Annotated in this window: 28 protein-coding genes and 1 pseudogene; 11 read left to right on the top strand and 18 right to left on the bottom strand. The window is 57.9% G+C overall.

The features are described from left to right. Positions 1-71: 71 nt before the first annotated feature. Positions 72-551 carry a YidB family protein gene (locus tag AC1D2G_RS16950; protein WP_477226461.1) on the bottom strand — a complete coding sequence of 160 codons (480 nt, stop codon included), beginning with the start codon at positions 549-551 and terminating at the stop codon, positions 72-74. A 415-nt stretch (positions 552-966) separates the two neighbouring features. Between AC1D2G_RS16950 and AC1D2G_RS16955 the strand changes: the two genes are divergently transcribed. Both AC1D2G_RS16955 and AC1D2G_RS16960 read left to right on the top strand, forming a co-directional pair. Continuing rightward, positions 967-1,413, top strand: coding sequence for a Ros/MucR family transcriptional regulator (locus tag AC1D2G_RS16955; RefSeq protein ID WP_477415438.1), 447 nt, complete (start codon positions 967-969; stop codon positions 1,411-1,413). A 424-nt stretch (positions 1,414-1,837) separates the two neighbouring features. Next, positions 1,838-1,993, top strand: coding sequence for an entericidin domain-containing protein (locus AC1D2G_RS16960; protein ID WP_111547486.1), 156 nt, complete (start codon positions 1,838-1,840; stop codon positions 1,991-1,993). A 450-nt stretch (positions 1,994-2,443) separates the two neighbouring features. Here the strand turns inward: AC1D2G_RS16960 and AC1D2G_RS16965 are convergent, their stop codons facing one another. Beyond that, on the bottom strand, positions 2,444-2,740 hold the full coding sequence (locus AC1D2G_RS16965; RefSeq protein WP_477415439.1) for a thermonuclease family protein: 297 nt from the start codon (positions 2,738-2,740) through the stop codon (positions 2,444-2,446). A gap of 284 nt (positions 2,741-3,024) precedes the next feature. Further along, positions 3,025-3,159, bottom strand: coding sequence for a hypothetical protein (locus tag AC1D2G_RS16970; RefSeq protein WP_477308377.1), 135 nt, complete (start codon positions 3,157-3,159; stop codon positions 3,025-3,027). A gap of 864 nt (positions 3,160-4,023) precedes the next feature. On the opposite strand from AC1D2G_RS16970, the gene AC1D2G_RS16975 reads away from it, so the two are divergent. The 4 genes from AC1D2G_RS16975 to AC1D2G_RS16990 all read left to right on the top strand — a co-directional run bounded on the left by AC1D2G_RS16975 (position 4,024) and on the right by AC1D2G_RS16990 (position 5,500). Continuing rightward, positions 4,024-4,272 (top strand): DUF982 domain-containing protein, encoded by a 249-nt coding sequence (locus tag AC1D2G_RS16975; RefSeq protein ID WP_477308375.1) that lies wholly within the window; start codon positions 4,024-4,026, stop codon positions 4,270-4,272. 127 nt (positions 4,273-4,399) lie between these two features. After that, positions 4,400-4,579, top strand: a complete 180-nt coding sequence (locus tag AC1D2G_RS16980) for a hypothetical protein (protein ID WP_477308373.1) — start codon at positions 4,400-4,402, stop codon at positions 4,577-4,579. Positions 4,580-4,730: 151 nt separating this feature from the next. After that, the gene (locus AC1D2G_RS16985; protein ID WP_477308371.1) at positions 4,731-4,925 is read left to right on the top strand and encodes a hypothetical protein; all 195 of its coding nucleotides are present in this window, start codon (positions 4,731-4,733) and stop codon (positions 4,923-4,925) included. 143 nt (positions 4,926-5,068) lie between these two features. Next, positions 5,069-5,500 (top strand): c-type cytochrome, encoded by a 432-nt coding sequence (locus AC1D2G_RS16990; RefSeq protein WP_477415441.1) that lies wholly within the window; start codon positions 5,069-5,071, stop codon positions 5,498-5,500. Between the two features lie 545 nt (positions 5,501-6,045). On the opposite strand, the gene AC1D2G_RS16995 is transcribed toward AC1D2G_RS16990, so the two are convergent. The 3 genes from AC1D2G_RS16995 to AC1D2G_RS17005 form a co-directional block, all read right to left on the bottom strand. Further along, complete coding sequence (locus tag AC1D2G_RS16995) at positions 6,046-6,312, bottom strand: DUF982 domain-containing protein (protein ID WP_477415443.1); 267 nt, start codon at positions 6,310-6,312, stop codon at positions 6,046-6,048. 140 nt (positions 6,313-6,452) lie between these two features. Continuing rightward, complete coding sequence (locus tag AC1D2G_RS17000; RefSeq protein ID WP_477415445.1) at positions 6,453-6,962, bottom strand: Hsp20/alpha crystallin family protein; 510 nt, start codon at positions 6,960-6,962, stop codon at positions 6,453-6,455. Positions 6,963-7,048: 86 nt separating this feature from the next. After that, on the bottom strand, positions 7,049-7,513 hold the full coding sequence (locus tag AC1D2G_RS17005; RefSeq protein WP_477415447.1) for an Hsp20 family protein: 465 nt from the start codon (positions 7,511-7,513) through the stop codon (positions 7,049-7,051). 229 nt (positions 7,514-7,742) lie between these two features. Between AC1D2G_RS17005 and AC1D2G_RS17010 the strand changes: the two genes are divergently transcribed. Further along, entirely contained in the window at positions 7,743-7,952 is a 210-nt protein-coding gene (locus AC1D2G_RS17010; protein ID WP_477227062.1) for a hypothetical protein, read from the top strand. A gap of 238 nt (positions 7,953-8,190) precedes the next feature. Here the strand turns inward: AC1D2G_RS17010 and AC1D2G_RS17015 are convergent, their stop codons facing one another. Next, the gene (locus AC1D2G_RS17015; RefSeq protein ID WP_477415449.1) at positions 8,191-8,490 is read right to left on the bottom strand and encodes a DUF982 domain-containing protein; all 300 of its coding nucleotides are present in this window, start codon (positions 8,488-8,490) and stop codon (positions 8,191-8,193) included. Between the two features lie 684 nt (positions 8,491-9,174). Here AC1D2G_RS17015 and AC1D2G_RS17020 point away from each other — a divergent pair. Continuing rightward, positions 9,175-9,300 (top strand): annotated as a pseudogene (locus AC1D2G_RS17020) (co-chaperone GroES); the annotation flags it as partial. 269 nt (positions 9,301-9,569) lie between these two features. Here AC1D2G_RS17020 and AC1D2G_RS17025 read toward each other — a convergent pair. Then, positions 9,570-9,905, bottom strand: coding sequence for a low affinity iron permease family protein (locus AC1D2G_RS17025; protein WP_477415451.1), 336 nt, complete (start codon positions 9,903-9,905; stop codon positions 9,570-9,572). Between the two features lie 191 nt (positions 9,906-10,096). Next, on the bottom strand, positions 10,097-10,603 hold the full coding sequence (locus tag AC1D2G_RS17030) for a YciE/YciF ferroxidase family protein (RefSeq protein WP_477415453.1): 507 nt from the start codon (positions 10,601-10,603) through the stop codon (positions 10,097-10,099). A gap of 377 nt (positions 10,604-10,980) precedes the next feature. Between AC1D2G_RS17030 and AC1D2G_RS17035 the strand changes: the two genes are divergently transcribed. Then, positions 10,981-11,298 carry a plasmid stabilization protein gene (locus AC1D2G_RS17035; RefSeq protein WP_477227061.1) on the top strand — a complete coding sequence of 106 codons (318 nt, stop codon included), beginning with the start codon at positions 10,981-10,983 and terminating at the stop codon, positions 11,296-11,298. Between the two features lie 81 nt (positions 11,299-11,379). Here AC1D2G_RS17035 and AC1D2G_RS17040 read toward each other — a convergent pair whose 3' ends face one another. Together AC1D2G_RS17040 and AC1D2G_RS17045 are read right to left on the bottom strand one after the other, a co-directional pair. Continuing rightward, entirely contained in the window at positions 11,380-11,988 is a 609-nt protein-coding gene (locus tag AC1D2G_RS17040) for a cysteine hydrolase family protein (protein ID WP_477415454.1), read from the bottom strand. Positions 11,989-12,886: 898 nt separating this feature from the next. Further along, positions 12,887-13,318 (bottom strand): hypothetical protein, encoded by a 432-nt coding sequence (locus tag AC1D2G_RS17045; RefSeq protein ID WP_477415456.1) that lies wholly within the window; start codon positions 13,316-13,318, stop codon positions 12,887-12,889. Between the two features lie 306 nt (positions 13,319-13,624). On the opposite strand from AC1D2G_RS17045, the gene AC1D2G_RS17050 reads away from it, so the two are divergent. Continuing rightward, entirely contained in the window at positions 13,625-13,777 is a 153-nt protein-coding gene (locus AC1D2G_RS17050; RefSeq protein ID WP_477415600.1) for a hypothetical protein, read from the top strand. Positions 13,778-14,001: 224 nt separating this feature from the next. Here AC1D2G_RS17050 and AC1D2G_RS17055 read toward each other — a convergent pair whose 3' ends face one another. The 4 genes from AC1D2G_RS17055 to AC1D2G_RS17070 form a co-directional block, all read right to left on the bottom strand. Continuing rightward, positions 14,002-14,673 carry a hypothetical protein gene (locus AC1D2G_RS17055; RefSeq protein WP_477400086.1) on the bottom strand — a complete coding sequence of 224 codons (672 nt, stop codon included), beginning with the start codon at positions 14,671-14,673 and terminating at the stop codon, positions 14,002-14,004. Beyond that, positions 14,654-15,067 carry a phage holin family protein gene (locus AC1D2G_RS17060; RefSeq protein ID WP_477226452.1) on the bottom strand — a complete coding sequence of 138 codons (414 nt, stop codon included), beginning with the start codon at positions 15,065-15,067 and terminating at the stop codon, positions 14,654-14,656. Before AC1D2G_RS17060 ends, AC1D2G_RS17055 begins: the two co-directional genes overlap by 20 nt. A gap of 13 nt (positions 15,068-15,080) precedes the next feature. Next, positions 15,081-15,599: a hypothetical protein gene (locus tag AC1D2G_RS17065; RefSeq protein WP_477226451.1), complete on the bottom strand. Its 519-nt coding sequence runs from the start codon at positions 15,597-15,599 to the stop codon at positions 15,081-15,083. Positions 15,600-16,233: 634 nt separating this feature from the next. After that, entirely contained in the window at positions 16,234-17,073 is an 840-nt protein-coding gene (locus AC1D2G_RS17070; protein ID WP_477415458.1) for a PRC-barrel domain-containing protein, read from the bottom strand. Between the two features lie 639 nt (positions 17,074-17,712). Between AC1D2G_RS17070 and AC1D2G_RS17075 the strand changes: the two genes are divergently transcribed. After that, the gene (locus AC1D2G_RS17075) at positions 17,713-17,949 is read left to right on the top strand and encodes an SDR family oxidoreductase (protein WP_477308105.1); all 237 of its coding nucleotides are present in this window, start codon (positions 17,713-17,715) and stop codon (positions 17,947-17,949) included. 426 nt (positions 17,950-18,375) lie between these two features. Here AC1D2G_RS17075 and AC1D2G_RS17080 read toward each other — a convergent pair whose 3' ends face one another. The 3 genes from AC1D2G_RS17080 to AC1D2G_RS17090 all read right to left on the bottom strand — a co-directional run bounded on the left by AC1D2G_RS17080 (position 18,376) and on the right by AC1D2G_RS17090 (position 20,357). Further along, complete coding sequence (locus tag AC1D2G_RS17080; RefSeq protein WP_477415460.1) at positions 18,376-18,849, bottom strand: hypothetical protein; 474 nt, start codon at positions 18,847-18,849, stop codon at positions 18,376-18,378. Between the two features lie 141 nt (positions 18,850-18,990). Further along, positions 18,991-19,200, bottom strand: coding sequence for a low affinity iron permease family protein (locus AC1D2G_RS17085; RefSeq protein ID WP_477415462.1), 210 nt, complete (start codon positions 19,198-19,200; stop codon positions 18,991-18,993). Between the two features lie 179 nt (positions 19,201-19,379). After that, entirely contained in the window at positions 19,380-20,357 is a 978-nt protein-coding gene (locus tag AC1D2G_RS17090; protein ID WP_477415464.1) for an SDR family oxidoreductase, read from the bottom strand. Between the last annotated feature and the right edge of the window lie 5 nt (positions 20,358-20,362).

The raw sequence follows: 20,362 nt of genomic DNA on the forward strand, positions 1-20,362 counted from the left end.
CTGTTCAACCAGGGTGCGACACCTCAGGAAATCAGACGGCGCCTGAATTCCAGTCCCGCAGCGCCTTCGCCTTAGGTCGTCCGGCCGCGGGTGGGTGTTGGTAACGAATCGAGGAGTGAAGGCTCATCGGTCTTCTGGGAGGGATTTGCAGCCGGCAGTTCACCTTCTGGCGTCAGCTTGTCGACTGCTTCGGGCAAGTCTTTCGTGATCCTGGCAATCAACTCATCGCGCGACAGACCGGTCTGCATCGAAAGAGAAGTGAGGGTGTCCTCGTCTATTGCCGTTTCCACGTCTTTCGGTTCGATCGGCTCGTTGGGTCCGGTACGAACCCACGAATCTACCTTCGACCCGACTCCTGCATTTCTGAAGCGGTCTAGGATGTCTCCAAGCGCCGTTCCGGACACACCCTTGGACAGCTGATCCATAAGCCCGCCTTGCGGGTTGTTGGGATCGCGATTTCCTGCACCGCGGATCAAGTCGCCGATCTTGTCGCGATTTTGGTAAGCCAAAATGCCGAGCATTGCGACAGCCAGTCTTCCCAGATTTGCCATTGTTTTCCTCCCTTAGGTCACAAAGGAGAAGGTTCCGTGCTCGTAAAGGTTCCCTCTGTTCGATCCCGGTAGACTTTTTCACACGAGTCCCGCGCTGGCCGGTCTCCTCCCGAACGCGTGGCGCAGTTTCGCCTCGCCCTCACATGACGGACCCGAGCGGTGAGGCCTGGCTTGACCCACTCGACGCTTGGGTCCGCCACCGCGGCAGGAATACCCGCGGGCCGTTCGGCACGACCGCGCTATGGACGCCTGAAGTCGCCGTGTCTAATGCCCCCGGGTCGCTTCCGGCGCTCGCTCGCCGAAGAGCTTCCGAGCGCCGCCGATCGCATCGCGGGCCATCGCAAGCCAGGCGTCCAGGTTGCGCACTTAAAGGCTCTCTAATAAAACATTGATCAGATAAACGAAGGGCCAGCATATGACCGACGAAGCCGAACATCGCGCCGTTGAGCTGGCTGAACTAACCGTCGAAATTGTATCGGCATTTGTAAGCAACAACTCAATACCAGCAGCAAGTCTGCCGGACCTGATTGCCTCGGTTCACCGGTCATTGTCCGGCCTAAGTCAGCCAGCGCCACCCGAGCCGCAGAGACCAGCGGTCAATCCTAACAAGTCCGTGTTTCCCGATTACATCGTAAGCTTGGAAGACGGCCGCAAGTTCAAGTCCATGAAACGGCACCTCGGATTGCTCGGCATGACACCAGAGGAATACCGCGCCAAGTGGAGCTTGGCGCTTGATTATCCAATGGTCGCCCCGAATTACGCCGCGAAGCGATCAGCCCTGGCGAAGGAATTTGGTTTGGGCCGTAAGGCTGCGCCTGACGCGCCAGCCACTAAGGGGCCCGGGAAGCGGAAGGCGAAGTGACCCGTCTAGCTATCGCCGAAGATCTTGAAAGCGCCGCCGGCGGCGCTGGCGTGAGGCTCAGGAAGGCTTAGGCTCGGGTTCAGGAGGCGGCGCGTCGGGTCGGGGCAATCAGACGATTGCTCACACGGAGAGGGCCTATCGCCAACGCCGCCATAGCGTTCCACAAGTTTGCGAAGCCGTAGGCGAAGGCGGACAGAAGCGCCAGGATAACCACCATTCGGACGGCCATACGGGATTGTAGCAGCATCATCCCGCGTTGGATGCCGCAATCCGCCGCGCTAACGCCGACCCACAAGATGCTGCGAGACGTGGTCGGCTAAGCGAAAACGGAGTCTGGTTTCCTCTTTTGTGTCTTGGCCATGGAACCAGCCGAGCTCGCTTCCGTTGCTGTAGGGCGAGTCTACCGACAGAGGGATAAACCGTTATGAAAACATCTACATATGCAGTTATCGCGCTGCTCGCCAGTGCGCTTTTGGTATCGGCCTGCGCAAACACGATCCGTGGCGTCGGCAAGGATGCCGCCAACACCGTCAACGCTACCCAGAACGCCGGCAAGAGAGTTGCCACCGCCGCGAACTAGCCTCGCGGTGCTCTGCCTACGTGAAATGGCCGCCATGATTGGGCGGCCTTCTTCTTTTTCAGGCCGAAGCGGGGACGGGCACCTGCCACGTCGGAAAAAATCTAGAGGGATGCTAATGTTGCCTCAAGTCGTTCCACCGCCCGCTTTGTCCATGGTGGTTTGGCGAGCCTGTTGTCTACCTGCTGCGACGTGGTTTGGCGGCGGCCAGCTTGTCTCGCTTGCCCTCTCTAGTTCCAACAATCTGATGTAGTAGGTATCAAAGGCCTCGCTGTTCTTTCGCTCCTTTCTCAGGAGATAAGGATACGACAGCGCAAAGGCCAAAATCGTGATCAAGCAGATCGGGCCCGCCATGTGGTTGCTGCCTGCAAGCCAATAGAAAACTGCAACCACACTGCCGGCTATCGCCGCCTGCTTGCATTGGCGTTTGCTGTGATCACCCTTCCGGGGGCGCTATGGGCGTCCACCCCGCCTATATTCGCCGGGATCCATAAAGTTCCCTGACCACAAGTTACGTTTGAGAATGCGGGCTTCGCGCTCTTCGGCAAGGTATCGAGGCGCTTGTTTGTCGGCGACCGCCAATCCGTGTTTCACCAGGTCGCGTCCGAGATCGATGCTTCCAACGAAGCAGACGCCGACATCGTTGTCATAGCGGTCCTTGCCTTCGATGGTGCAGGATACATCGCTGGAGGCAATGAGATGGCGAATGTCGCGCATACCTGCCGCAGGGCCAGATTTTGTCAGCGGCATCAAAACACGCCTGCGAAAGTTCGGGGGCATCGATACCGAGCAATTGAACGCGTTTTTTGTCATGCCAAAGCGTGTCGCCGTCATGAGCAAACCAATGCTCTACTGCGGACACAGGGCCACAGGTGACCACGAAGGCGAGAGCGAGGATTAACCTACCCACGGCTAAGCCCAAATGAATGTGATTATTGCGCCCTTCTCGACGTATTGTTAAGCTTGGATCACGCGAACCGAATGGCAAAGATGAGGCTAACATCAGGCTATGGATAATCTGTAAATGAACCTCCTCAACGCTTCGCGTTCGGCGTAATTTCCTCAACCCGCAGCTTGTCGCCGATCTCCTTTGCTAGAGCGAACGCCTTCTCCTTGTCTTTCGTGGTCAGCACCGTGCGCCAATGCGGCTTCTCGAACACGCTCCACATAGGTTTGTCACCTCCCTGAAAAGCCCGCGTCTCGTTGCGGAAAACGCGGGCCGATCAGGTGGTGCATTTTCCCGATCTTCGGCCAGGGATGGGGTCAGCATCGCCAGCCGCAAGCACCAACTTTTAGAGGTCGCTAATGTTCCGTCAAGGCCTGGGGGCCGCACCTGATCAAACCGCAGATTTTGCGGAATAAAGCCCGCTGCTTAACGGTGACTGGCCTCTTCAAGGCACGAGAACGCGAGGTACCCACCCTCATGGCACTTGAACAAATTCTGGTCTTGTCTGCCGTGGTTAACCATGGGCTCCTGCCTTGCTCGCCATATCCAGCAGCGCGGGCATTGAGGCGTATCGTCTATAAGGGGCTGATACGTATCTAGGCGGGCACAGGCAGCGACCTTGTCGTCCAGATCGGATTCCAGTTTTGCCTTGGCTTCATCGTGCAGGTCCAGCCGGCCTTCTTCTTCTCGTCGAAAGCCAACCGTTCGGCGTCGCGCGTGAGGGTTTCCCTGAAGCGGAACATTGCTGATGGAGTGCAAATGACGCACGCGGAATGCAAGATGGCCCTATGAGGTACACCCGAATGAGGTACAGCGAGCCTCACGGTGGCGGGGGCTTTTCAATTTAATTCGCACACGGCCATTTGAATTGCGGCGCGGACCCATACTGATTACTTGCCCGGCATGGTCAAGATGAAGCTCACGATCTGGATCGTGCTGGCGGTAGTAATCGTGGTCGGCATATATCTGTTTTTACAAGCGGACGCGCCCGATTGGTCATCGCGCCTTTGATCGCCGCAACCCAGCCGTAGGGGGCGCACCGATACGGGCCCCAGGAACCCATTGTTGTTAGGGCCGTTGACTATGCATGACCCAACAATTTGGTGGGGTGCCTATCAAAGGCGTCCGTGGTGTTCGCGTCGTTCATACCGTTCTGGAAATGTGCGATATCCTCACAGACGGCGATTGGCCATCTGGCGGACCTAAGTTCCTCGCCGCTCTGGCCGCCCTGGTAGAGGAACGTGTCGGCCGATGCAGCCCGAAACAGGTTCGAATTGCATTCATTAGCGCGGCGCTGGAAGCCGATGTGCTACCGGAAGCATTCATGCAGAATTGACGTCACTTCCTGCGAAGGGCCAGCAATCTCCCCACCGCTGGGAGGGTTGAGACACTTCTAAGCTTCATCGCACGTCTAAGCACTTCGTCCACATTGGCAAATGCGAACCCATCGCCATCGGAGGGAGATGAAAAAGCGCCCATCATACGCCGTCTACAGGCCGCCAATGGTCGGGTTTCCGTTTCTGGCTGTCATTCTGGCGGTTGACGGTACAGCTACGGCCCGACCATTTGAAACGGCTGAAGACGCCGCTGCCTTCAACAGGCTGATGGCAGAGATTGAGCATTCCGGCAAAACAGGGAATTGACGATATCCCCACACCACGAAGTCGCGACCGCACCATATGACTCGCTAACGGACTGTCGGAAGCGTACAATTCTTTGTCGCTCGATCTAGCAAGGCAACGAGCGCTTGGAAGCCAAATCAGGTGCTCCCGCCCAACTGCGCTGGGAGGCATTATGGCTCAAGTCGAGAGATGCGATCTCGTTTCCGCCTTCGATTGTGATGTCATTCGCGAGGCGTTCAAAAAGTCCGTCGTCGAAGAAAGCATTCCAGCCGATCAATGGCGCAATCATGCCGCAAGGCTGATCCGCGCTTTCACCGGAGTGGAGGATATTGACCCGTCCATGCTGGACTGGGTAGCGCGGAAGTAGGCGCTACCCAGCCGTAGGGGCCGCACCGGTCCTGTGGTGTTCCACGGAATAAATTCGACTCCCGTCCCGTCACTTCCCGCACCGCCTTCAACAGCACCTCATGTAAGACGCGAGTCTGCCGGCAGTGCTCGCAATGCGGCGATATGAACGGCTCCACGATGCTCCAGTGCAGCGCTTCCGCTGCCACCATGGCGCACGGCGTCGTCTTGCCAACGCCAGCTCCGATCTCGATGAAGTTGGCTACTGCCGAAGTCGAGAAAGGCCGAACCTCCTTCACCCACCTATGTGCCGGTTGCCACAATGTCGAGCCACAGGGTGGGACCAAGACGGGGCCGAACTTGTGGAGCGTCGTCGGCCGCGATAAGGCCTCTACGGCAAAAATGCGTTACTCCGACACCTTGCTGGGCTGGGAAGGCGTGTGGACTTACGAGGACCTGAATAAATATCTGCTTGAGCCCATGGTCACTACGCCGGGCGTCTACATGGAGATGCCTGGTGTTCCGGACGAGACCGAACGGGTCAACGTCATCGCCTACTTGCGCACACTCAGTGACAAGCCGATCCCGCTGCCCTAACCCGGCCTACCGGTCGATCTGGGTCTCTGAAAAAGCAAAAGCCCGCCACGGAGGAAGCCATGGCGGGCCCCGAGATGGCGGAGCTTGTGTGGGTGCTCGTGGAGTGACTGCCGAGCAGGATCAGAACTTCCACGTTCTGCAACGGGTTCCAGCCCTCGCGCACAAAAAAGCCCGCCACCTTTCAGCAGCGGGCCAGAGACGTGGAGTGCTGGGCATCAAGCCAGCATAGGTAAACGAGCGGCGTAATGGCCGGTTGCCGCTCATTTAGAAAATTTGAATTTTCGGATAGACCGCCTATAATTCGTCAGCCGGCAAAACCCACCCCTCTTTGCCGGTAGGCTCGGCGGCGGTCAGTCCCCGAGCCCCCCGCTATGGCCGCCGGACCACGCGCTACAACGCGGCCTTGAGCGCGCGGTCCGGGCGCGGCACACCTGCCAGCGACACTACTGTCCCGGCTCGCAAGCGGATTTGCGTTCACCCAGGCGCGAACAGATCAGACTTTCTGTCCATCACCACACCGCGAGCTGCAGCTCTCTGTTCTCCGATCAACAATGGGCCAGTGGCGAAAAATCGGATCTGGCCAGCACTCCAGCTATCCTGGCAAAGCTGACAAACGCCCGTCGCGCCTGTTCGGTCGTCATTTGCCCGGCGATTGCGGCGTTGCAGCTCCTCACCGCGCAGCTGTACACCGGTCCCCGACGGGCCTTCGGCCATTGATTCAAGAATACGGGCGCCTCCCGCACCGAGTTGATGTCGTGTCTCACGTCATTGGTCTTAACCTGCACGGGGGCAAGAAAAGCCAAACTGGTCATTTGTTACCTCCCTGGGGTTGCAAGGTTGATTCAGCATCCCTTGACGGCTCTCTTTCGTTTGAGACTGTTGGATGTCATTTGACCATCCTCGCTATCTGCGAGAGCCGGGGCTCAACGATCCCGGCCCTCCTTCGCGACCGTCATTTGCTGCCATTGATTGCAATGCGCTTAGCGTTTACCTGCGCCACTTTGGTCTTCGGCAGTGTCACGGTAAGCACACCGTTCCTGAACGTGGCCGCCACTTTGTCTTCTTCAACCTCACGGCCGAGACTGAAGCGCCGCTCAAAGCGCCCATAACAGCGTTCGCTGAACTGGCGGTCCTTATCCTCGGTCTCTGCTTTCTTCTCGCCGCGAAGCGTCAGAACGCCGTCATCCAGCATGACCTCGACGTCGTTTTCATCAAGGCCCGGGATTTCGGCCGTCACGCGGATTTCCTTATCGGTTTCCGAGAACTCCACGCTTGGCCAAGTGCCGTTAAGAGGGGGCACGCGGCCCAGAACCGAAGGCGTGTCAAAACCGCGGAACACCTCGTCGAATAGCCGGTTGACATTGCGGTGTAACGACAGGAACGGATCCATGTCGTCACTGCGATAAATGCGCGGTGCCTGGCTGCCGCCACGGCTCCAGGGAATCAAGTCACGTACGCTCATTTGTCCTTCTCCTTTTCGTTTTATGGTCGCACCCAGACTCCACCCACGACAGGACGGGATGTCTGCTGCAGGCCGACCAACAAAGATCAGGCCGCGCTTTCAATGTGCTTGGAGGCCGCCTTCTTGTCGGTCTCGACATTAATCGCGATGCGGCGCGGCTTCATCTCCTCGGGAATCTGCTTCTTGAGGTCGATGATCAGCAGACCGTTTTCGAGCGTTGCCCCGACAATGGTCACATGGTCGGCAAGTTCGAAGCGACGCACGAACGACCTCAACGCCAAGCCATGATGGAGGTACTGAACCTCGTCGTTATCTGTCTTGGCGCCCTCGATCACGAGCATATTTGGCTCCTGCGTGATCGTAAGCTCGTCTTCACCGAAACCGGCGAGCGCGAGGACAATGCGGTAGGTGTCTTCGCCGAGCTTGGCAATATCGTAAGGCGGCCAGCTATCCGCGTTCTGCGGGGGGCTGGCGTTTTCAAGCAGGTTGAAGATGCGGTCAAAGCCGATGCTCGACCGATAGAAGGGGGAAAAGTCCAGGTTCGTTCTCATAACTACATCCTCGTTGGAGCAACATAGATACGAGGGAACGCCAAGAAGCCTGGCGCTCCCTGACACATCGGCCCCTTACGTGGCGACCGACGAGAATGAATTGGGAATTGACTTCCGCCGCGTCAAGAGGGTCCGCCAAGGCAGTTTCGCGACCGCCTTCAAATGGCTGGGTGGCAAGCGTTCCATCGAATACCCATCTGCTCGCTGGTATTTCGAACGGAGGAAAAGGATGACCATGACACGCCAAGACGTTGTCTCGGTCCTCGGATCCATAGACGGCGTGACGATTGCGGAGATCATCGCGTCCGGTGCCTCGCTCGAGGAATTGAGAGAGGCGTGGGCCTGGGCCTTTGGTGATGAGGCGCTGATGAGCCAGGGGCGACCGCTGCCGGGAACCCGGGTAGCAGCGCTAATCGACCTTATCGAGCCCGATGACTAAGGCGACCTGGCAGATCCGGCCCAGGTGCATCCGGGCGAAGCGTGAAGATGCCGCCGGCGGCTTGCTATTCAGGCAGACGCGCTTAATCCCGCGATCCGCTTGGTAGTTTGTCTGTGCTGACCGCACCTATATGAACAGACAACGAAAAGGGACTCGGCTTTCCGCTCCCCATGCCCCGGTGACGAACCGCTTTGATGCTGCGGCGGTAGATTGCTGCCACAGTATTAACCCTGACTATCTAAAGATGGTCTACTTTGCTGATCTTCGGCCCTGTCATCCAGTGCGGCGCTGCGGGCAGATCCTCGATGACGGCGACCCTGCGTGCCCAGATCGTAAAGGCCCTGTTCGCCGCCTCGACAGGCTTCCGGCCATCGTACGCGGAGTAGCATGCATCCGACGCCGCAGCGTGGAGGAGGCCGCGCCTTTCAACCGGCCATTCTTCCAGAAACTCTATCGCATCCATGACACAGCCGATCTTTTGGACAACATGGCCCTCGTCTCTTACGAAAACCGGTTGTTTGAACGTCGCGCTTTCCATAGTGACCTCCCTTCAAATCATGGGGCAACCGGATCCTGCCTCACCGTGCGCGGCTCCTACAAACGAGGCCGGTGAGCTTGGCGAACGCCACGGCAAACCGCGGGGGAAACGGGATATCAAAGAGCATCGTTTCCATGCGATCCTTCCGCTCCTGCTCAACTCGACATCCGGCAAGCCGCGCTGGACACATAAAAAGATTGGAAACGCCTCTTTTCAGTTCAAGGGGAGCGGACCCGATGCCGGCAAATGAATTGTGAAGATGCCGTCTTACGCGGGCTCGCAGCACGCGGTAGTTTTCGCAGCGAGGGCATGGAGTCAACGGCGCAGTGTTCTTCGACAAAGTTCGTTCCACGATGGTCTCTGTTCCTAACAATATCCTTGGCGTCTTTGGTGTTGTCGTGACCCTTTCGGGACTCAACTGCAAAAAATTCGCGGAGTTCGGACCGAATCTCCAGACCTGAAAATCGCGCGCCCTGGCAAAATAGCTCCATAAATTCAGTCGCTAGCACTCTGAAATGCCGAGTGCCAAAATTTTTCGGCCACCTCTTGAAACTCAAACATGCAAAACTCGGTCGATATGCGCGCGATGCCTGTAGAAGGGTCGCGGCGCCCCGCACCTGCCCGATATTGCCGGTCCGGTGTGGAGGAACTTTTAAAAATCTGTTTGTCCTGAAGGAGAACGACATGACGTTCCGTCCACTGCATGACCGTATCCTGGTTCGCCGCATCGAGGTCGAGGAGAAGACGGCCGGCGGCATCATTATTCCCGACGCTGCCAAGGCGAAGCCGCAGGAGGGCGAAGTCGATGCGAGACGTGGTCGACTAAGCGAGAGCGGCGTATAATTCGCCAGCCGGCGAGTGCCCCAACCCCGCGCCGGTCAGGCCCGGTGATCTTACCCCAACCCGCCCATGACCACCGGGCCGCCATCACGAGAAAAACCTCGCTGGTGACAAATCTATATTACATTAGAGATCACGCAATTGAGACTGAAGTCCTTGGCTTCCCGGCTCTAAAGACCCACGACCGCGCTATGGACGCCTGAAGTCGCCGTGTCTAATGGCCGGCTCGACGGACATGCTCACGGCGGCCTGTAGGCCGCTTCCTCTTCGAGTTTCCCAAGTTTTTCCCTGATCTCCTCCGGCTCGGCATGCTCTAATCCAACCACGTCGTTTCTGGTTTCCTCCAGTGAAACGATGATCTCATCGAGTTTGGCGTGGATGGCGGCGGTGTCGCGATAGCCTTGTATAAGGACGACACCAGTGATCACGATGGCGGCAACCGATAGGGCATAAGTAACCACATTTGTCAGTCCAAAGGGCACCAGGGCGGTGCACAATACCATGGCTATGAGCATCACGTAGAAACCCGGTGGCCGAGATAGAAAGTCGGCCGCCATGAAAAGGAACCGATTCATATCCTGGCCAAAGTCAACAAGGCGATCATTGGAAATCCAATTTAACGTTGAGAATGGGAAAAACGCAGGCGTAAATTCACGCTCAAACGTCCGGCGGGAGCGAGCCCGGTGGCCTCCCCATTTCCTGCGCACAAAGAACTGCCAGCCAGTCGGCCGACCTAATGCTGGCTGGTCGCCTCCGAGTGGTTGGGCTATTCGGCTGCCTGCAGATTGATTTTGTTTTCCGCCATTTCGGTGAGCTTGCGATCGGTCGCCTGCTCTTCCTTCAGGTTCTTGGCCAGCACATTGGCGCAGTCAGTACGGCCTAGCTGCTTCGCCCAGGCGATGAGCGTGCCATAACGTGTCATCTCGTAGTGCTCGACGGCCTGTGCTGATGCAATCAGCGCCGCATCGAGAACCTCCTTGTCGTCGACGTCGCCGCTCACATCGTCGGCTTCCTCGAGAATGCCGTCGATTGCAGGGCAGTTGACCTCCTTGGCCTTGACGCCATGCAATTCGAACACCTGTTCGACGCGCTCGATATGGCCCCTAGTCTGGTCCAGGTGTTTTTTGAATCCGGCTTTCAATTGCGGGTCGGTTGCCTTGTCGATCATCTTCGGCAGCGCCTTTTCGATCCGCTTTTCAGCGTAATAGATGTCGCGCAGCGTGTGCACGAAGAGATCGTCGAGTGTTTTGATGTCCTTCGAAAAGAAGCCCATGGCCTTGCCTTTCATTGCTCTTAATTTGATTTCGGTGGCGAGTTTACGCGCCACCCGCTAAGACCGGGATTGGCCCGGCTTGCGTGGTCAACGTGCCGATAGCGGAGGGGTTCCTCCCGGGACGAAAGGTCAGTGCTTTTTTCGAAAACCTGCGATCCTCCGATAAGGAGCCTTTGTCTCGTCACACGTTAAGGGCAGCCTCCGTCTCGAAGAAAATATTCTTGGCTCATCGTCTTGCTGCTACTGTCTTCAAAGGCCGATGCGGGAGCCGAAATCATTGCCGACAGCGTCCCCAAATGGAGTTTGGTTTTTCTCAAGAACGGTTGGAACTCACGCTTACCCTTTTCGTTCAGATCGTTTCAAAAGGAGAAATGGCCATGCCACGAGGCGACAAATCGAAATACACAGAAAAGCAGGAACGCAAAGCCGACCACATTGCCGAAGGCTACGAGAAGCGTGGGGTTTCCGAGAAGGAAGCCGAGCGCCGGGCATGGGCAACTGTCAACAAGGACGATGGCGGCGGTAAGAAAGAGGGCGGCTCCGGCCGTGGCAAGCACACAGGTCATCCCGCGGCCCACAAGGGCGGTGAAGCTGGCGGCAAGGCATCCGCCGCGCGCTCTGCTGCGAGCCGCTCGCAGTCGGCGAAGAAAGCTGCGGCCACGCGCAAGCGGAATGGCGAACATCGAGCCCATTGACCGCGACTTGAACCCCTCGAAAACTCGGCGCCCCTTTGATTGACCACGCCCGATCGGTCGACGATCCAGTTCAGGCGTATTTCAAACCCAGTTCGAAAGAACCGTCTCCATCTCCACGGTCTCGACCTGCTGTGCGAACCTCTGGTGATAGACGGTGAGCAGTGCGTCATGCGTTGCATCTGAAGAACTGCACAGTGCGTCTGTGACTAGGACCACGCGATAGCCGAAATCGATGGCACCGAGCACCGTTGCCAGAACACACACATCGGTTTCGCCGCCGGTGATGACTAGCGTGTCGACGTCACACTCCCTCAGAAAGGATTTGAGGCGACCTTCGAACCAAGGCGAGTAAATGCACTTATCGATGACGGCAGCTGGCGGGCAGTAGCTGGCCAATGTCGGCAAGAGTTCGATCATATCGGGACCGATATTCTCGACCGTCATCGATGCCCAGCGCTCGTAGTAGCGTTTCCATGTCCCCACACCCTGCCCCGGCTTCAGCGCAGGCAAAAAGCGCGTGAAGACTGTCTGCGGCGCGCGTCTCTCTACCAACCTCTCGATCTGCGGGAGTACGCGGGTGATCCAGGGAGTCGCCCAACCCGATGGCTCAGCAAACAACCGCTGCATATCAACACAGATATGCATGGATCGCTCGCCCAAGGGACCATATGCCAGACCTGGCATTGACATCAGCACCTCCCGACCAACGGTGCCTTCTTGATTACTCCCCACCGCGGTCAAGGACACGAAACGTCACTTGTGCGGACTCGTTCCTAAGCCAGGTACAAGGAACCGACTCGGCGAGCCGGCGTCGCAGAGGTTGTCCTGAAGGTCTGGGGCTCTGCCGGGAGGGCTAACGGGCCTGCCGCTCGCCGGGCGAAAGAGCAATACCCCTCCACGAAGCTCGCGCGACGAGGCGTCGAACCGCGGAAGCGATTTTCGGGTCGAAACGCAGTCACTTCTGGTCGATCGTCTCGACAGCGTCAAAGACCCAGTGGCCCTGCTCAATTTAGGATCGACCAGTCTGGACGCGTTGCGCTGCGTGAACTTGCTCTGCAATCTTGGCCGCCCAGTAGAAAATGCTCACTGCGACTGTCAGGAGCTGACTCGGACGACCAGCATTCTTTTGTGTCATCCGCAGTAGTCGCTTCCACCTCCTGCTTGATGTCCCGCCACGACGTCAAGCCCGAACGCAGGCGCGACGCACCGAACCCGCAAAAAACCAGGCACTGACGGGACTTTGCGGGCAAGGCAGCCGACTCCTGCGCCCAGTTCGGCGACCTGCCGCTAAGGAGCTTGTTCTGCGGGTTCCGCTGCCTCTCGACATCGAGAGTGTCGCGTTTCGCTTCAGCGTGCGCGAGGACATACACGGACGGCGCGTCCCAGGCGCCGAGGGTATCTTGCCGCCTGTTATCTTGAGTGGCGACCTCGGTATGCCCTCGCCTAAATCGTACTACCGGGCGTCACCTTAGCTGGAAAAACTTCCTCAACGCCAAAGCGGGGGACCAACGAAGCCAATAGCCCCCGCCAAATCGTGTTCTACATCCCTCCGAAAAAGGTCAAATGGATTTAGCTGTCTCAGGTGACCTCAGTGCCACATCCTCTCTCTGAGCCATCTGAAAAACCTGTTTTCATTGATCGTCCGGCGCACTCTTGCAGCAGCCCATTGCCCTCGCATCGTGGTCCCGACATGACAACTGCAGACGATATCGTGCAATTGCCAATCTGTCAGTTCGAAGAAGCGCTTTGCTTCCCCATAGGTATCATTCTTCAGGCCCAGTGAACGCAGTATTGGATCCTCGAAGGCCACCGTGATCGGCGAGTTCTCACTGCGTGCTGCGTCGCGGTCTTCCCCCCTCTGATGCTCAGTGCCGGTAAGCGCTCCTAGGCGCCGCTCGGGATGTTCTTCCAGCAGGTCTGCCCAGCGCTCCATGCGCTGCTGCCGGGTCATGATCGGGTATGTCGAAAAGGGTTCCACTTCTGCGATTGTCTGCAGCTGGTCTAGGGTTTGGTGTTTCATAATCGGCTCCTTTGATCGAAATCCCCTTCCCAACAAAAATTATCGCGCCCGGACGCGCTGACAAGAGCAGGCAGACGGCATCTCAACAGACAATCGCGGTTGCCAATTTTGACTGACACTTCGCATTGTGGGGCAGTCGGAGAAAACTCCTTAGCCTCGCAGGCGGGACCGTCGATTCATCCTTCATCGTTTGGGAAAGATCGCCCTTGGCGCCCGCGCCGATGACGCGGGCTACGTGCGGCTTCACGGCCCTGATGGCTGGTACCGGCACGACTACGAAGACAGCTAACAGATTGGGCCGACAAAATCCGAGCCAGCGGCGCAAAGAGAGCCTGGGTTTATTTCAACAACGACTATGAGGGCTTTGCGCCGAAGAATGCCCTTGCAATGCGGCGCTTGCTAAAGAAACATACCTCAGACTGCGCTTCCCGTTGCCAATCCGGAAATCCGCCCCCGTGAGTAGCCAAAGTGCGACTGCCATGAGCCAAGGTTGCGCGCCAGGTCCGCATAATTTGCAGCGTCGCTGGACGGTTAAATGTGTGATCTAGGAAGGCGTCCTCATTCCGGACAGCACCTTCTTCTTCATCGATTATCCAGCAAACCTGCCAGGAAGGCGCGTTGAAGCGCTGCGAAATCTGAGTTCTGCACAGCGTGCTGGAAAAAGCCGCCATGATGTTGAGGATTTACTCGGGGCGGTCGCCACCATCGCTCGCACCCCTCATGTAATCGCTAACCGCAGCCATAACCGCTAGGAACGCAGCAGAGTATCTAGCGAATCCGAAGGCCTGAGCCGCCACAAGCTTTGCGCCATGCAAATGCTGACTGAAAAATTCGGAGGCTGCTTCCTGGACTTCGCCCGACGCTTTCCCGAACAGCTTACGTTCCGTTGCGGTTGGATCAAACGACCGGGCAATCACGTGGCCAATCAACAACCCTCCAACTGAACCGGCGAGCACCTTGGTCCGAGCGGCGTTGGTGACGGGCTGTCGTGAGGGTTTCGCCCTTGGAATAGTCGCCCCGCCCGGGCCATCCGGTGCCAGATGTGTTTCAGTCGCCCAAGGAAATCCATTGGGGTTCGTCGGCGGTTTGCGGCTGTCAACACTTCTTCTGCCCGCATCAAATACCGCCACCGCGCCGAGTGCTACTGCAGCCGCAGTGCCGCCGTTTTCTTTGATGGCGTCTGACACACCACTCACCGCCTCGGCTACCTTGTCCTTGGCATACCGCGTAGTCACGTCGACCAAATGCCGGGGTTGCAAGCGGCGGCTTATTTCACTGACCGGGCCGAACAGGGCCTGACGTTCGGCCCTGCTTTGCGCCATGATCTCGTGGAGGTCATCGTTGTGTGGTGCCATAGCGTATCCCCTGCTTCAATGCGGCTATATCGCTTCGCACCTGATTTACGGTCTCGACGGGAGTGATGGTCCAGCCGATAAGCGCCCGCTTCGCCAGGTGAAGGGAGAGCAAACCTCCGCCAAACAAGACGATGCCAACTGCCAAGCAGGCGACTATGGGGCTGATGCCAAGATGGATCATCACCAGAATCAAGAATTGGACCATGGCAAACGATGCCAAGACAAACAGGGCAACAGCCGCTATCCCACAGGCGCCGGACGAGACGATTGTGGAAGTCTTGCTCTTCATTTCCGCCTCTAGCAGGCGCAAATCCAACCGGATCAACGATGCGAATTTTTCGAGCGCCTCGTTGACGATGCTGCCGAAGGGCCGGCGATCGATACCATCGTCCATCTAAGCAAGCCTCTCAGGAACGATCCGAGCTTCGCATGAGGCGGGTCAGCATCACGCCGGCGAGGATCCCGACTCCAAAGAACGCCGCCGGTTGGCGCTGCGCGAATTTCGTAACGGAGTCGAGCAGTTCGCCGACGTTGCGGTCTCTGACGTCGGTGGAGATTCGTTCCACACCTTCCGCTGCACTCCGCACCATGCTCGCGACCTGAGGCGATTGTTTTTCGATCCCGTCAGCGGCCTCCTTGACGGAGTGCGCGATGTTGGCAATCGCATCGGCTCCGGCAGTCTTGTTGGACTCGACCGCTTCCTTGAACGCACCAGCGGCGTCGGAAGCGACAGAGCCGGCATAGTCCTTAGCGTCGGTCGACACTGAGGCCGCAGCGCTTTTCAGGTGGGCGGCTGTCTCGGCCGCGCTCGTCTTCAATTTGCCGAGCGCCTCCTTGCTTTTGCCGGCACGGTTGGCATCAGCTTGCCATTGATTCTCGTTGGACAGACCCGATCCGAGAAAGTCGTTTGTGTCTGACGTGTTCACGATGTTTCACTCCTGTTGTGTAGAGTGGAACTTCGCCACAAGCCTGCGGTTCCTGCGTTTGCAGAATAATCCTGTTGCGCCTGCCCAGCGCCGCGAACGGCATTGGAGGCGGTCCTAACGTCTAACCAATCACCTCTGTCGGAAATGACATCGCGAGCAATCGACAAGGCTTACGCAGCGCTTCTTGCGAGCTCGCCAACTGGTACAAATCAATCCGGGGCGGAAGGATCTAACATGAAGCGGGTATCGGCTCGCCACCGTCAATTTTTCAGAGGGAATGCTCGACCATTCCCAGCACCAAGAAATCCTGGCCACGGAAGAGCCGTGCGTCATGCGACCGGGCTGAACGATCTGGCGCCTTTCTCGTTTTGGCGCACCGTCACATCTCATCAGTGGAATCACGGGGAACAAAGCTCGGCCGTCTTGGATACGTGATAGGGCCCGCGCCAAGGAGGGACCGATGGCGCGGGCCGGCCTATGTTTGCACATCAGCCTGCGACGGAGCCAAGCAGCGGCATCCGAAGCACTAATTCAACTATCCGGAATTGCTAATGTTCCGCCTTCGCGATTCTCGCCAACCAGCATTCCCTCTAACTGGCTCGCGTCACGATCGACGCGAGCCAGGCCGAAAGCTCTACTTGCCAAGAATTATGCGCTGCTTGTCGCGATTCTGGGCATAGGTGCCCTTGTCGTAGGCGGCCTGCGCTTCGAGCTGCGCCTTCGTAAGGTTTGTATAGAGGTAGCGGTTGCCGTTCTTGTCGGTCATGAACTTCAGCTGCTCCATTCCAACCGCGACCGACTTTTCTCCGATGCCAAGGAAACCACCGACGTCGACAACGATGGCATCAACCTTCTTGTCTGTGCTCAAAACAACGTCGCCGATCTCTCCAACCTTGGCATCATCGGCGCCGTACACGGTGGTTCCGATCAAATTCTCCGCGCTGATCTTATCCGCTGGCATCTCGGTCAGCGCCGACTTGTCAATGGCGGCGGTGGCGGTGTTGTCAGTGGCAACCGCAGGCGCGGCAGTGGGGGTGGCGACTGTGTCATAGGCCTTGGTGTCGAAGTTGGCCTGGGCCTGGAGATCTTCCTTTGTCGTCTTGGCGACCAACCACCGGCTGCCGTTCTTCTCAACCCATTCAGCCTTGCTGAAATCATAAGCGACGTTCTTTTCGCCAATCCCCAGGAAGCCTCCTACACCAATGATGATGAACTTGGCTTTACCGTCCTTGGCGAGAACAATGTCATTAACGTCACCGATCTTCTCGGCATTGTCTGCAGCACTATTGTAGACCGCAGTGCCCATGATCTTGCTCACGAGGCTCCCGTCAGGGGCCATCACAGGCTCGGTTGCAGCAGCATTTTGCGTTGTGTTGGCAGGCTTTGTGGCATCTTCAGAATGGGCGCCCGATACCAGCAGGCCTGATGACAGCAGCGTGACCACGGCGGTGGTGGTCAAAAGTTTGCGGATCATGGTATGTTTCCTTGTGCGTTTCGTTGATGCACGCCGCGCTCGGCTGAACCCGTGCAAGGCGGCTGGGCGCGGCATCTATGCACAGTGACAACGAGCCTCTCGTGGACAAGTTCCGTTTCCGCAGACCTGTGGTCTGCGCGTTGATATGGATTTTCCCGAACATGCAAGTCCGGGCCGAGATCGAGTTGAGCGGCGAGCTTGCCCTACCGTGCCTTGATTGCCTTAGACTGGTGAAAGATGCTCTCGATGAGATCCTTTTCGCGGAATGGCTTGCTTAGTAGGGGACGTCCGACGGCCGATCGGCAATCGCGCTAGCATACCGCTAGCCAATCCGAGATCGGGCCGCCCTGGGCTGTGGGCCAGAACGTCTGTTTTTGCCGGCAGCAATCTTATGCAGGTCCCGCCCTCCCTTCGAACTAGGGTTTGGTCGTGGGCGCACCATCGGGGTTAGGAAACGACTGCCTGTCGGACCCGTGCGACATGCTTGATTGAACTTGCGCCGAAAGGGGCGAATGTTCGAAAAGTTCAATCTCGAGATGTTGGATCTGCCTGAGGCTTCGCTACGCGGCTCGGGGCCACTGCTTCTGTTGCATGGCCACCCCCGACCTGCATGGTGGAATCGTTCTCGATCTGTCGGCAATGAACCATACGTCATTGACCCCGTGTCCCGCGCCGCTGAAGTCGAGGGCGGTGCATTGCTTGGGCATCGAGCAAGTGGAGGCAGCAGCTAACCGGCGCATGGCAGACCTCCAGCCGATGGGCAGGCGCGGGAAACCGGAAGAGGTAGCTGCTCTTGTGTGCTTCCTCTTGTCCGATCAGGCTAGCTTTATTACTGGAAGCTACCATCTGGTGGACGGGGCTTACACCGCCCACTAGGTGGATGGTCGCGTCAAAGCGCAGAACGACGAGCAAGCGTGGCGACCCAATTGAGCTTGTCAGCCTTCTGGGTGGCCGCAATTGGTCGCTCATGCGAGAAGCCAGGTTGCTGAGCCGAGCCGCTGGACGGCGCTATACGATTACAGGCAAGGCAGAACACGGGGTTTTCCTCTGACTGGTCTATACCATCCCCGCGCAACCCAACCCCTCCGCCGCTCGTTGACCCATGTTGGTTGATCCCCAGCACTCCAAGCCCGTTGCCGAAAAGTGGCGGGCTTTTTTGTGCACAAGAAGGGAACCTGTTGCGGAAGGTGAAGTTCTGATCATGCTTGGTCCCCTCAACCAGGCACAGAGAAAAAGGCCCGTCACGGCTTCCTCCGTGGCGGGTCTTTTGCGTTCCTATGGCCGGGTTGCTAGGCCATCTAATCAACGAGCACGATGAACGGTCTGTGCTTCGGCCGTTCGTGCCAAATGACCTGTCGCAGATCGCGCATGTCGACCATCTGGCCGCAGATTGGACAGGGATTTGTCCTGTTCGTCGGAACGGTCGCCCCCGTGACGCTTACCAGGAATTGGCGGTCCAAGGTCGGATAGCCTCGTCATCTCGCTCGAACATCCTGTCGCGGTAAAGGTTCCGATCGGCCGCCCGGTCGATACCGCGACTTCAGGATCGGCCGTGAAGAGATTGGCGCCACGGCCGCGTAGCTTCAGCAAGATCGAGCTGTCTATGTGGCTATGAAGCCTCCTCAAGCCGAGCTCGTTGTAGACATGGCCGGTCGAGCCGGGATTGATGCCCGATATGACGACAGTCGACGCGCCGCTGTTGAATGCATAGAGCACAGCGTTGATGCCGTTCGAAAACTTCCGTGCATTGTCCAACTCGCTGTGGCGCGTGCCCATGACCGCCTCGTGCAGGGCAATGCGCTGGTACGTGCTAGACAGAACCACCACGGCAGATGCAAACTTGGTAATGAGAGCCATCCGCTCAAACGTCGCTGACGTCGGGATGTTCCGTCAAATGGTTGCGCCAGTTGGGACGGGCTAGGGTTGGCGCGGGCCAAGCGGACATCGCGATTTTGGGTATTCTGGATCAGGATACCATGAGGAAGGTAATGATTGTGGTTCAGAGTAATGGAAAACTGGCCCGGTCGCGGCCCAGACGACCACTGGCGCCAAGGATAGCGCAAAAGCCCAAGTGCGCCCAGTTGCGTGTGCGACCGCGTTGGCGACCAGATTGAACGTCTTTTCCATTTTTACGGCTCCAACGCTCCTGCCATCGGCGCCAACAACCCGTTGGACATGCAAGCGTTCCGGATGGAACCTCCGGGTTGAGCCGCACTGGACCACCACGCTCTGTAGCCGAAGCGGTTAGCGCATTCTTGCGAACGTATTGACGGGCTTAGTCCATGATTGCCCGGCGCCGCCGTTCGTTAATAGCCCCCTATAATCGGCAGGATCTCTCCGGTGATGTAGCTCGAACATTGCGGCGACGCCAAAAAGACATAGGCCGGGGCGATTTCTTCCGGCTGTGCCGGCCGCTTCATAGGTGTTTTCGCGCCGAACTGCGAGACATCGTCGGCCTGCTTTTCAGACGGGTTGAGCGGTGTCCACACCGGCCCCGGAGCCACTGCATTGACGCGAATGCCTTTGCCGATAAGGTTGCCTGACAGCGCTCTTGTGAAGGCGTGAATACCGCCCTTGGTCATCGAGTAGTCGATCAGTTCTTTCGAACCGTCTATTCCGGTTATAGATCCCGTATTGATGATTGCTGAGCCGGCCTTCATATGCGCCACCGCCTCTTGGGCCATGTGGAAATAGCCGTAGAGGTTGGTCTTCAAGGTGGTGTCGAAATGCTCCTCAGTCAGGTCGGCAAAATCCATTGAATGAACCTGGAATGCTGCGTTGTTTACGAGCACGTCGAGGCCTCCCAGTTCCTTGACCGTGTTGGCCACAGCTCTGCGGCAGAAGGTTCGATCCGCGACATCTCCTCGGATGGTGATGCAGCGGCCGCCTTCGTTTTCCACCGAGTGTTTCGTTACCTCGGCGTCGCCATCCTCCGACAGATAGACGATCGCAATGTCTGCGCCTTCGCGCGCGAAAAGGACGGCGACCGCACGCCCAATGCCGGAATCACCTCCGGTGACCAGCGCCACCTTGCCCTCGAGCTTGCCAGAGCCGCGCCAGAACGGTGCATCGTATAGCGGCGCCGGCTTGATTTCTGCTTCAGGGCCGGGTTTCGGATGATGCTGCTTTGGAAAGGGTGGCGCCGGGTATGCTCGCGCACCGGCCTGCATGGCGCCGTCGGATGTCGATTTTGGTTTCATTCGATCGTCGGCGTCGACCTTGCGCTGTATTCGCCGCTGTTTTCGGACGGTCGCTGACGTGTCGGTTTTCTTATCGCTCGGCATCGATG

This window comes from Mesorhizobium sp. P2_C7, assembly GCF_056404515.1.